General features: G+C 52.9%; 10 protein-coding genes. 9 read left to right on the top strand and 1 reads right to left on the bottom strand.

Translation table 11 applies throughout. The features are described 5' to 3' along the window. The 6 genes from argB (at nt 1) to SD71_RS06870 (ending at nt 6647) form a co-directional block, all read left to right on the top strand. Nucleotides 1-792, top strand: a complete 792-nt coding sequence (gene argB, locus SD71_RS06845; RefSeq protein WP_041061337.1) for an acetylglutamate kinase — start codon at nt 1-3, stop codon at nt 790-792. A 14-nt stretch (nt 793-806) separates the two neighbouring features. Beyond that, a complete protein-coding gene (locus SD71_RS06850; protein ID WP_041061340.1) occupies nt 807-1994 on the top strand; it encodes an acetylornithine transaminase in 1188 nt (395 codons plus the stop codon). A gap of 49 nt (nt 1995-2043) precedes the next feature. Next, nucleotides 2044-2976, top strand: coding sequence for an ornithine carbamoyltransferase (argF, locus tag SD71_RS06855; RefSeq protein WP_041061459.1), 933 nt, complete (start codon nt 2044-2046; stop codon nt 2974-2976). Between the two features lie 33 nt (nt 2977-3009). Then, on the top strand, nt 3010-4251 hold the full coding sequence (locus tag SD71_RS06860) for an argininosuccinate synthase (protein ID WP_041061343.1): 1242 nt from the start codon (nt 3010-3012) through the stop codon (nt 4249-4251). 137 nt (nt 4252-4388) lie between these two features. Then, nucleotides 4389-5804, top strand: a complete 1416-nt coding sequence (gene argH / locus SD71_RS06865) for an argininosuccinate lyase (RefSeq protein WP_041061346.1) — start codon at nt 4389-4391, stop codon at nt 5802-5804. A 180-nt stretch (nt 5805-5984) separates the two neighbouring features. Next, nucleotides 5985-6647, top strand: a complete 663-nt coding sequence (locus tag SD71_RS06870) for a hypothetical protein (RefSeq protein ID WP_041061348.1) — start codon at nt 5985-5987, stop codon at nt 6645-6647. Nucleotides 6648-6998: 351 nt separating this feature from the next. On the opposite strand, the gene SD71_RS06875 is transcribed toward SD71_RS06870, so the two are convergent. Beyond that, entirely contained in the window at nt 6999-8468 is a 1470-nt protein-coding gene (locus tag SD71_RS06875; protein WP_052476043.1) for a VanW family protein, read from the bottom strand. Between the two features lie 245 nt (nt 8469-8713). On the opposite strand from SD71_RS06875, the gene ftsE reads away from it, so the two are divergent. The 3 genes from ftsE to SD71_RS06890 are packed head-to-tail and all read left to right on the top strand — an operon-like array spanning nt 8714 to nt 11539. Then, nucleotides 8714-9400 carry a cell division ATP-binding protein FtsE gene (gene ftsE, locus SD71_RS06880; RefSeq protein ID WP_041061463.1) on the top strand — a complete coding sequence of 229 codons (687 nt, stop codon included), beginning with the start codon at nt 8714-8716 and terminating at the stop codon, nt 9398-9400. Beyond that, entirely contained in the window at nt 9390-10307 is a 918-nt protein-coding gene (gene ftsX, locus SD71_RS06885; RefSeq protein WP_041061351.1) for a permease-like cell division protein FtsX, read from the top strand. The genes ftsE and ftsX overlap by 11 nt, the downstream gene beginning before the upstream one ends. A gap of 53 nt (nt 10308-10360) precedes the next feature. Next, nucleotides 10361-11539 carry a murein hydrolase activator EnvC family protein gene (locus SD71_RS06890; RefSeq protein WP_041061353.1) on the top strand — a complete coding sequence of 393 codons (1179 nt, stop codon included), beginning with the start codon at nt 10361-10363 and terminating at the stop codon, nt 11537-11539. Nucleotides 11540-11657 lie beyond the last annotated feature (118 nt).

Raw genomic sequence — 11657 nt, forward strand, 5'->3', positions numbered from 1 at the left:
ATGAGCACTCATAGATTCGTGATGAAATGCGGAGGAAGCACGCTCGCCGCTCTTCCGGACGCTTTTTTCGAGGATTTGCGGCAGCTGCAGGAGCAAGGGACTCAGCCTGTTATCGTGCATGGCGGCGGCCCGGCGATTAACGAAACGCTCGGCAAGCTCGGGATCGAGAGCCGGTTCCATAACGGACTGCGCGTTACCGATGAAGCCACTTTGGTCGTTGTCGAGATGGTATTGGCCGGCGGCATGAACAAGCAAATCGTGCGCAGGCTGCAGCAGAACGGGGCAAGATCGATCGGACTTTCCGGCACGGACGGCGGCTTAATCCGGGTGAAACCGGTGGCTGACGCCGATGTGGTCGGGCTTGTCGGAGAAATTATCGGAATCAACACTGAACTTATTGAAGGAATCATTAACCTGGGCTACCTGCCCGTCATAGCCCCTATCGGCATCGACGGTGCCGGGCAGCGATACAACATTAACGCAGATACCGCCGCGGGAGCAGTGGCCTCCCATCTAGGCGTCGATACGATGATTGTGGTGACCGATGTTCCAGGGATCATGCGAACGGTTAATGGAGAAAAGAGCGTTCTTTCGCAGGTTACTTTTGCCGATATCGAGCAAATGATCGAGAGCGGCGAAATTTACGGCGGCATGATTCCAAAAGTAAGGGCGGCGATGAGCTGCTTGCACGGCAACGTCAAGGATGTGCTGATCGTCGATGGGGCAATGCCCCGCGTTCTGAGCCGAGCTGTGAAGGACGGAAATATCGGAACCCGCATTGTCAGGGGTTGAAGGGAGAGTTCGGGATGAGTGAGAGCGCGTTGTTTCCGACATACGCCAGGTTCCCTATTACATTAGTAAAAGGGAAGGGCAGCCGGCTGTGGGATGATCAAGGCAAGGAGTATCTGGATTTCATGAGCGGCCTGGCGGTGACCAATCTCGGGCATTCGCCGGATGCGGTTAAGGAAGCGTTGGTCAGCCAGCTCGATCAGCTGTGGCACGTGTCAAACCTTTTTCATAATCCGAATCAGGAAAAGGCAGCGCGTTTGCTGGTCGACAACAGCTGCGCGGACGCGGTGTTCTTCTGCAACAGCGGAGCTGAGGCGAATGAAGCCGCGATCAAGCTGGCGCGCCGTTATTACCAGAAGGTATTGGGCGAGCAGCGGTTCGAGATTATTACCTTCAACCAGTCGTTCCACGGACGGACTTTGGCGACGCTGACGGCCACGGGCCAAGAGAAGGTGAAGGACGGATTCCTGCCTTTGCCGGAAGGATTCCGCCACGTTCCACTGCATGATATGGACGCACTGGAAGAGGCCGTGAACGAGAATACGGCTGCGATTATGCTGGAGTTGGTTCAGGCAGAAGGGGGCGTCATTCCGGTCGAAGCGGATTTCCTTCGCCAGGTGAGAGAACTGTGCGACCGGCATGGCGTGCTGCTCATCATTGACGAAATCCAGACCGGTATGGGGCGAACAGGAAAGCTTTTCTCGTATGAGCATTACGACGTCGAGCCGGATATTTTCACTCTCGCCAAAGGTCTTGGAAGCGGGGTTCCGGTCGGTGCCATGCTGGCTAAGGCGCATCTGATCCCGGCGTTCACTCCCGGCTCGCACGCGACAACGTTTGGCGGCACACCGATCATAATGGCCGCGGTCGCCGCAACGATAGAAACGATGCTTGAACAGAAACTGCCTGAGCGGGCGGAAGAAGCCGGCGCCTATCTGCTTCGGCAGCTAAGGGCAAAGCTGACGGGACTGCCCCAAGTGAAGCAGATCCGGGGCTCCGGCTTGCTGATAGGAATCCTCTGCAACGCTCCCGTCGCAGAGCATATCGCCGAGCTTCATAAGCGGGGACTGCTCGTCGTACCGGCCGGACCAGAAGTTATTCGACTGCTTCCGAATCTGCTCGTCACCAAGGATGAAATCGACGAAGCGGTTGATCTGATCGCTGATGTACTTAAGGAGCATGCGACGGTTAAGCCCGTCAACTGACAAGAGATAGGGAGGGAACGCTTTGCAACCCACCGCGAATTTGGAAGACATGTCCGCGCAGCTGAAAGGCCGCGATTTTCTCGGACTTATCGATTATTCACCGGAAGAGATCCGTTATTTGCTGGATTTGGCTATCGAGCTGAAGCGCAAGCAGAAATCGGGAGAATTCTATCAGCCGCTCAAAGGTAAAACATTGGGGATGATTTTCGAAAAATCGTCTACACGCACCCGGGTTTCTTTTGAAGTCGGCATGTATCAGCTGGGCGGTCACGCTTTGTTTTTGAGCAAGAACGACATCCAGATGGGCCGCGGCGAAACGATCCGGGATACGGCGCAGACGATGTCGCGTTACCTGGATGGAATCATCATTCGCACATTCGGTCACCGCAACGTGGTGGAGCTGGCTCGCAGCGCGACGATTCCCGTCATTAACGCGCTGTCGGATCGATCGCACCCTTGCCAGGCGCTTGCCGATTTTCAAACGATCCTCGAGATGAAAGGGCGCCTTGAAGGGCTCAAGATCGCCTACATCGGCGACGGCAACAACATGACTCATTCCCTGATGATGGGAGCGAGCAAGCTGGGCATGCATTTTACCGTCGCATCTCCGGCAGGGTACGATCCCGATGCGGGAATCGTTCAGCTGGCTAAAGAGGCTGCGGCTGAGACCGGCGGCAGAGTGGATATTTTGAGGGACGCCCGTGAAGCCGTTGAGAATGCGGATATCATCTACACCGATGTGTGGGCCAGCATGGGCTTCGAGGCGGAGCAGAAGGAACGCGAGAAAGCTTTTGCCCATTATCAGGTGAACGAGGAGCTCGTGAAATACGCCAAATCCGATTACCTGTTCATGCACTGCTTGCCCGCCCACCGAGGCGAAGAGGTAAGCGAAGGGGTCATCGACGGGCCGCATTCGGTTATTTTCGATGAGGCGGAGAACCGTCTCCACGCGCAAAAAGCAATTATGGCCGCGATCATGTAGCCTTATTTTCCGATACGAAGGAGCTTTAACCCGATGGCAAAAGAAAAAATCGTTCTGGCCTACTCCGGGGGCCTTGATACCTCCGTCATCCTTACTTGGTTAAAAGAGACGTACGACGCGGAAATCATTACTTTTACGGCCGATATCGGACAAAAGGATGAGCTCGACGGTCTTGAGGAGAAAGCGATCAAAACCGGGGCGTCCAAAGTGTATATCGACGATCTTCGTGAGGAGTTCGCCAAGGATTTTATCTATCCGATGTTTCAGGCGGGTGCGCTGTACGAAGGGCAGTATCTGCTCGGCACCAGTATCGCACGGCCTTTGATCGCTAAGCGGATGGTGGATATCGCCATTGCCGAAGGGGCTACCGCAATCGCGCACGGCGCCACGGGTAAAGGGAACGATCAGGTGCGTTTCGAGCTGACGGCCGCTGCGCTGACTCCGAACATCAAAGTGATCGCGCCATGGCGAATTGAGGAGTTCCGGCAGGCATTCCCTGGCCGCGCCGAGATGATCGCTTACGCGGAAAAGCACGGCATTCCCGTTCAAGCTTCTGCGGCTAAGCCTTACTCTATGGATCGCAACCTGCTTCACATCAGCTTCGAGAGCGGCATGCTCGAGGATCCTTGGTTCGACTCAAGTGCTGATGATGTTCAAGAGATGTATGTGCTCAGCGTTTCGCCGGAGAAGGCACCGGACCAACCCGAATATGTCGAGTTGGAATTCGAAGGCGGCAATTGTGTGGCGGTGAATGGTGTTCCGATGAATCCGCTGCAGGTGATGGAGAAGCTCAACGAGCTTGGCGGCAAGCATGGGATCGGACGCGTCGATATGGTGGAGAATCGCTTTGTCGGCATGAAGAGCCGCGGTGTGTACGAAACACCGGGCGGCAGCATCCTTTTCACCGCTCACCGCAAGATCGAATCGCTTACGATGGACCGGGAAGTCATGCATTTGCGCGACTCGTTCATTTCCAAATACAGCTCTCTTGTGTACAACGGTTTCTGGTTTGCGCCCGAGCGCCTTGCCATTCAAGCTTTGGTGTCGGAAAGCCAGAAGAACGTCACCGGTACGGTGCGGCTCAAGCTGTACAAGGGCAATATGATGGCCGCCGGACTGAAGAGCCCGGTCAGTCTATACAATCCCCACATCGCCACGATGGAAGCCGATCCTACGCAAGCGTACGATCAAGGGGACGCAACAGGCTTTATCCGTCTGAACGCTTTGCGCTTGAAGGTATCTTCTGGCGTCAACGGCGCTTCCGGCGTTAATTGATAAAGACAAAAGAGGGAACCTGACGCGCGGCATGCCGAACCATCCCCCGCTAGCGGGGCAATGCGGGAGGCACCTTCGCGAAGGGTTCCTCTTTTGCTGTTTATTCCGTTGATACTGAATGAGAGGGGCTGCTTGAGATGAGTAAACTTTGGGGCGGCCGGTTTACGAAACAAACCGACCAACTGGTTGAAGAATATACGGCATCCATTAATTTCGATAAAGAGCTTGCTATGGAAGATATTCAGGGCAGCTTGGCACATGTGACCATGCTGGGAAAATGCGATATACTACCTGCGGAAGATGTGCAGAAGATAACCGAGGGTTTGCTGAAAGTGCGCGACCGGATTCAGCGCGGTGAACAGGAATTTGCCGTCGGCGACGAAGACATTCATATGAATATCGAGAAAGCGCTGATCGATGAAATCGGGCCGGTCGGGGGCAAGCTTCACACCGGCCGCAGCCGTAACGATCAGGTTGCGACAGATATGCACCTATATTTACGTAAGCGTGTCGTTGAGTTTGTGGACCTGCTGCAGAAGTTGCAAGCGGCCTTGATCGGGCAAGCGAAGGAAAACCTCGATACGATCGTACCGGGCTACACGCACCTGCAGCGTGCGCAGCCGATTTTGTTCGCGCATCATCTGATGGCTTACGTGTCCATGTTCGGCCGGGATATCGAGCGTCTGCAAGACAGCTACAAGCGAATCGACACGCTGCCGCTTGGTGCGGGTGCGTTGGCGGGAACAACGTTCGCGATCGACCGGTTGTATACTGCGGAATTGCTCAACTTCGGCCGCGTATACGAGAACAGCTTGGACGCCGTAAGTGACCGCGATTTCATTGTGGAGTTTTTGAGCGGCGCCTCCTTGATTATGATGCACCTATCTCGGTTAAGTGAGGAATTGATTTTGTGGTCCAGCACAGAGTTTCAGTTCGTGGAGCTGGACGACGCATTCTGCACCGGCTCCAGCATCATGCCGCAAAAGAAAAACCCCGACGTCCCGGAACTCGTTCGCGGCAAGACGGGGCGTGTATATGGCAATCTGGTCGGCCTTCTTACCGTGCTCAAGTCTTTGCCGCTGGCCTATAATAAGGATATGCAGGAAGATAAGGAAGGTATGTTTGATACCGTTAAAACACTTCAGGGTGCGCTTCAGCTGTTCGCTCCGATGATCGGTACGATGAAAGTCCGCAAAGAACGCATGAGACGCGCGGTCGATCAGGACTTCTCTAACGCCACCGACATCGCGGACTTCCTCGTCGGCAAAGGCCTGCCTTTCCGCCAAGCGCACGAAGTCATCGGCAAAACCGTCTTATACTGCATCCAGCAAAACAAGTTTCTGCTCGATCTGACGCTGGAAGAATTCCAGCAGTTCTCACCGTTGTTCGACGACCGCATCTACGAGGTTCTCCAGCCGGAGCAGGTCGTGAACGCGCGTAACGTGTACGGCGGTACCGCAACCGGCCAAGTGACAGCGGCCATCACCCGGGCTGAGGTCGACTTGTCCCGCACGGCAGAGTGGGTTGCGGAGTATCAGGAGAAGAGCAGGTAATCTTCGGGGGATGCCCATCACCCCCCGCCGGAACAGCGACGATGAGCAGGTTCCGCCGGCACAGCGCGGATGAGCGGGTCTGTGATATAATGCATATCAAGTGACGAAGAACGTCCCAATCTACTCTAGCAGAGTGGGTTGGGGCGTTTTTTGTATTTTTCAGGTAAAGGGGGATTTGTCATGAGTTTCGAGCAAGCACATGCTGCGTTTATCGGCAGTCATCTGGCACGCCGAAAAGGTGAGCGTCGAGGCCGTCTAGAGAGAGGACATGGACATGGAGAAAAATTGTTTTTGGAGAATGTATGGTGGCCGCTGAAAGGTAACTTCGACAGACTGCATCCGGAGTATGAGGTGCTTGATTGGCGTGGGAAATCGTATTTCGGAGATTTTCTCTATGTGACCACAAGCGGGCATAAATTTATTTGGGAAATCAAAGGCTTCAACACCCATGTAAAAGAGCTGGACCGGCAGGGCTTTTGCAAGGAGTGTAAGAGAGAATTATTTCTCGAAGGACTGGCTGTCCACCTTGTCTCATTCGCTTACGATGATGTTAAAGATGAGCCCGATCTGTTGATCGCGTTGCTGCGCATGGTATTAAGCCAATATGAAAGCGGGAGTCTGCCGGAATTGCGCTCCTTTGCGGAAAAGGAAGTCATCCGACTAGCGCACTTTCTGGCCCGTCCCATTCGCCCCAAAGACGTTGTTGATCGTCTTCATATGAATTTCCGGCGCGCGGTTCGCATACTTCAGTCACTTACCGAGCAAGGTTGGTTTCGTGCCATCAAAGGGGAAGACGGGGTTAGAGTAGTGAAGTACGAATTAATTCGAATGACAGGTTGGTAACCAGAGCAAAAGCGTACTCGGTGACTTCACAATTAACTGCAAAACTACACTTATTTCTTTTTGAGAGTAATAGTTGTATTTTTGCAATTATTTCAAACGATGGGTCAGAAGCCGGGAAATTAGTTGTAGTTTTGCAATTATTTCGGCTGGTCGCATACTGCGAGTGGGTTACCGGCGGTTTACGGAGATGAGGTGGACACGGCAGAGCTACGCACTGGACGTCTGCAGGTGGGCGATTCAGGTTATTGGCGGTGGAGCAAGGTGAGGTGGTATTTCCGAATCCGCGCCGGGTGATGACAGATACAAAACAAAAGCCCGCGGGACATTATCCCACGGGCTTTCACATGTAACTTACACGGGTTCGACAGGGCCTTCGTCCTGGCCTGGAGAAGGTGTCGGATCAGGCGTTGGAGCAGGGGTGCTGCCCTCCGGATTCAGTCTCGGATCTTGAGGGTTCACCGCGATCAGATTATCCTGTGTACGGTAAGTGTCGCGGGACAATTTCTTGCGTTCCACTTCGTTCCCGTCCACGAGCTTCACGAGGTAGGATTCCACGACATAGCCGGATTCGCCTTTTTGCACGGTGTCTTGCTTGCCCAGTGTCAGCTTGTCGTTAGCGACATAAACCGTCTTCGGCTTATTCACTTTAACCTCAACCGTTTCGGTGCGATATTCAACATTTTCAGGCATCGTTCCGAACAGCTTCACCGTTAACCTTTTATCGTGCACCACTGTACGGATCAAGAGCTGCTTGCCGGTGGAGTTGCGGAATTTGAAGTTCACAAAACCGTCGGCGAATGTAGCATCCAATCCGGCAGGTAAGTAATGAACACGCAATGAGTGGTTGCGCCTCTCGACAATGTCCAGCCCCACACGCAGCGCCGCGTTGTAGAGCGTGCTGGACACCTGGCAGATGCCGCCGCCTACACCCGGCACGAGCTTGCCTTTGAGGATGACCGGCGCTTCTTTGTAGCCGTACTCTTTTTCAGCTTTTGCAACGATTTTGCCGTATTCGAAAACATCGTCCGGCATGAGCAGCGTTTCGTTCAACGCTTTGGCAGCCGCCGTCACATTATGTGAACGGCCTTTTCCGCTTGTGGTGAAAGAGGTGGTAAATTCGGCGATTTTACGTTCGATGCCTTCTTCTTTCAGCTTGGCTACCGTAATTTCCGGAGCCGTTTCCGTTATGGGCAGCTCGACTTTATAGGCTTCCGCGCTGCTGCTGCTCATTTTTGGCGAGAGAGTTTTCGGCTCTAAATTTTTAACCTTATTAAAGAGTGCAGGCAAATCAAGCTCCGTGCCGAGAACTTCATCGGTATAAATCACTTCGTCCTGATCATTGATCGTACGCTCGGCGTCCTTAGGAGCAGCACCGGCAGCGGAGCCCCAAGAAGCCTGAGCTTCCTGCTGGAACTGCTGCTCATTCCAATTAACGCTGAGTCCATAGGAGGACTTCATGCCGCCTTCGAATCGCATTCTGGCCCTGTTCAGCCAGGACGCGTCGCGAAACTTCTCGATGGCCTTCATGGCATCGCTTGTATCGACACTCATGCCTAACTGCTTCAAAGTGCGGTCAGGCACCTTAATGTCACCGGTCCCGCCCGCCGGCAGCACAGCGGTAACCTGGATTTGCTCCAAATCGGCAACCCGATTCTGCAGCAGGTTCAGCGCCGCCGGCGCGGACTGGCCGCCCACGGTCAGCCCGCCGACTGTAAAGCCTTTTGGAAGCGTATCGTCACTCCCGTAATATATCGTACCTCCAACTCCGGCACCTGCAATTATAAGTGCAAGACTCCCCGTTAAGAGCCATCCTTTTTTCATTTTCAGCCACTTCCCTCGGATTCCAATTTACTTCATTTTTTCCACTCACTATATATACCTTCCAAACCCCGAATTTGTTGCCGTCTTAAATGAGAAAATTTTAAACTTTCCCCGGTTTGGGTTTTAATCAGTACTATTCCCTAAATTAAAACGACAATATTTCCTCGGAAATTATCGACAAAGAGAGGATTTTAATGCAAGATGTCGAAATGGATAAGGTCCGAATCTTAACTGGAAGTGATAATGTGATAGAAATGCAAGATATATGGAAAACGTATCCCGACGGTACGACCGCCCTTCAGGCGATCAATGTCGTCATCGAGCGGAATGAGTTCGTGTATATTGTCGGTCCTTCCGGGGCAGGAAAGTCGACATTCATGAAATTGATTTATCGTGAAGAAGTCCCTACCAAAGGGCAGATCTCCGTCAACGGATTCAATATAGGCAAGCTCAAGCAGCGCAAAATCCCGTACGTGCGGCGTAATATCGGAGTTATTTTTCAAGATTACAAACTGCTCCCTAAGCTTTCCGCGTATGAGAACGTGGCTTTCGCGATGGAAGTTATCGAAACGCCGAGCCGGGCGATTCGCCGCCGTACGATGGAAGTGTTGGAACTGGTCGGATTGAAACATAAGGCAGGCAGCCTTCCGGCTCAGCTTTCCGGCGGAGAGCAGCAGAGGATCGCGATCGCTCGCGCAATCGTGAACAATCCCGCGGTCATCGTTGCCGATGAGCCGACCGGGAATCTTGATCCCGAGACGTCGTGGGGCATCATGAAGCTTCTGGAGGAAATCAATTTCCGCGGCACGACAATCGTCATGGCTACCCACAACAAAGAGATCGTCAACACATTGCGCAAACGTGTAATCGCCATCGAGAAAGGCAGCATCTCTCGCGATGAACCGAGGGGGGAATACGGCTATGAAAATTAGCACGGTCGCCCGCCATTTTCGCGAAGGTGCCAAGAACGTCGGCCGCAACGGCTGGATGAGCTTCGCATCGATCAGCTCCATCGCGGTGTCGCTGTTCATTCTGGGAGTGTTCATGCTGCTAGCGCTTAATGTGAACAAGCTCGCCGATCAGCTGGATAACCAGGTGCAGATCAGCGTTTATCTTGAAACGGATACGGATCAGCCCAAGATCGAGAATGTCGAGCGTTTGATCAAGCGCATTCCTGAGGTTAAATCCGTTACGTTCGTTTCCAAAGCGGAAGGACTTGCCCGTTTCCGTGAAAGCATGGGTGAGGATGGCAAGCAGGCTTTGGAAGGCTACGACGATGAGAACAACCCTTTGCCGGATTCCTTTGAGGTGGAGGCGTTCAATCCGCAGCAGATCGCTTTCGTGGCCAAGCAGATTGAAGCCATTAACGAATCGGACCCGGACAAACCCGTCAAAAGAGTCAGATACGGCAAAGGCACGATAGAGACCTTATTCAGCATTACGAACGGCGTACGCAACATCGGCCTGTTCATCGTGCTGGGTCTCGCGGTCATGGCCATGTTTTTAATTTCTACGACAATCAAGATGACGATACTGGCCCGGCGCCGCGAGATCGGCATCATGAAGCTGGTCGGTGCGACCAACAGTTTTATACGCTGGCCGTTTTTTATTGAAGGAGCGCTCATCGGGTTCAGCGGCTCCGCCGCTGCAGCCGCCGGATTGCTCATCGGATACTCGCAATTGGTCATCAAAACCAACCACTCCATGGGCTTATACATGCTTCAGCTCTCCACGTTCGACGAGGTGAAGTGGTTGGTCGGCGGCACCATTTTAGCGCTCGGGACTCTCTTGGGTGTGTGGGGCAGTACGATCTCGATCAGAAAGCATTTAAGGGTATAAACGATATTAACCGTATTTTGGATGCTGGAAACCGTATCTAGAGGAGGCATTTTGTGAGAAGGAAATTCGTGCTTTTATTGGCAATGCTGATCACGGCCAGTTTGATCCTGCAGCCTTATGAGGGACAAGCGCTCTCCGAAGTCCAGAAAATAGACAAAGAGCTTAAGCAGCTGAAGAATCAGATGGATGCAGCCGAGCACAACCAGAGATATGCGGATAAAACCATTAAGGATAAACAAGTTCAGGTGAAAGCGACGGATGCCGATCTCCACGCCATTCTGGCCAAGATCGATCAGGAGTCTAAAGTTCTGCAAGCCACGCTGACCAAGCTCGATCAGAGCCAGGAACAACTTCAATCTACAGTCAAGAAATATAAAGATGCGATCAAGCAAAAAGAAAACCACGGTAAGCTTATGGATTCCCGATTGGTGCTGCAGTATGAAAACGGGCCTGTTGCTTATCTGGACGTACTTTTAAGCTTCAAAAGCTTCGGCGAGTTTGTCGGCCATATCGAGAATGTAGAAGCTATTGCCGCCCAAGATAAAGACATTCTCAATACGAAACAGAAGCTGGAAGCGAATCTGGAGGCTGAGAAGCAGGAATTCGAGCAAGCGGTGGCCGAGGTCAAGAAGCTCTCTATTCAAAGGCAGAGCAACATCGCCAGCTTGGAAAATATGGAGAACGAGAAAGAAGTTCTCATGTCCCAGTTGAACAAAGAGATCGAGGAAATGGAAGAGATCAGCGAGGAAGCCGAAGCGCAGCTGAAGGAATTCGCCAAGAAAGCTTCCCAACTCGAGGCTAAAAAGAAACGAATCAAGAATCATTACAAAGGCGGTAAGCTCGGCATGCCGCTCCAGTCCGATTACCGCATGTCATCGCCGTTCGGTTACCGGATTCATCCGATTACCGGCAAGAAGAAGCTTCATTCCGGCATGGACATGGCGGCTCCGCGCGGAACTCCCGTATACGCGGCCGAATCAGGAGTCGTTATCGTTGCACAATCCTGGAGCGGGTACGGCAATTGCATCGTCATCGACCACGGCGGCGGAATTTCAACTTTGTATGGACATTTGATGAGCGGCGGTATATATGTAAAGAAAGGGCAAATCGTCAAAAGAGGGCAAAAGATCGGCGGAGTGGGTTCCACCGGGCAGTCCACCGGAAATCATCTCCATTTCGAAGTAAGAAATAAGGATTTCGAGCCGGTTAATCCTGCGCCCTATTTGAGATAAATCGCATATCAGACAGCCGATGGCCCGACATCCACGAGGTCGGGAATCGGCTGTTTTTGGCTTCATGCCCCCGCAATGAGGTTAACAGTAGAGGATAACTGCCTACGGCTTGTCATAT

Origin of the sequence: Cohnella kolymensis (assembly GCF_000829465.1) — a bacterium.
Lineage (GTDB): Bacteria > Bacillota > Bacilli > Paenibacillales > Paenibacillaceae > Cohnella > Cohnella kolymensis.

What these genes read in the sequence shown, in the direction of transcription:
- SD71_RS06860 (WP_041061343.1), top strand. Translation starts at nt 3,010, where the DNA reads ATGGCAAAAGAAAAAATCGTTCTGGCCTACTCCGGGGGCCTTGATACC.
- SD71_RS06850 (WP_041061340.1), top strand. Translation starts at nt 807, where the DNA reads ATGAGTGAGAGCGCGTTGTTTCCGACATACGCCAGGTTCCCTATTACA.
- ftsX (WP_041061351.1), top strand. Translation starts at nt 9,390, where the DNA reads ATGAAAATTAGCACGGTCGCCCGCCATTTTCGCGAAGGTGCCAAGAAC.
- argF (WP_041061459.1), top strand. Translation starts at nt 2,044, where the DNA reads ATGTCCGCGCAGCTGAAAGGCCGCGATTTTCTCGGACTTATCGATTAT.
- SD71_RS06870 (WP_041061348.1), top strand. Translation starts at nt 5,985, where the DNA reads ATGAGTTTCGAGCAAGCACATGCTGCGTTTATCGGCAGTCATCTGGCA.
- argH (WP_041061346.1), top strand. Translation starts at nt 4,389, where the DNA reads ATGAGTAAACTTTGGGGCGGCCGGTTTACGAAACAAACCGACCAACTG.
- SD71_RS06875 (WP_052476043.1), bottom strand. Translation starts at nt 8,468, where the DNA reads ATGAAAAAAGGATGGCTCTTAACGGGGAGTCTTGCACTTATAATTGCA.
- argB (WP_041061337.1), top strand. Translation starts at nt 1, where the DNA reads ATGAGCACTCATAGATTCGTGATGAAATGCGGAGGAAGCACGCTCGCC.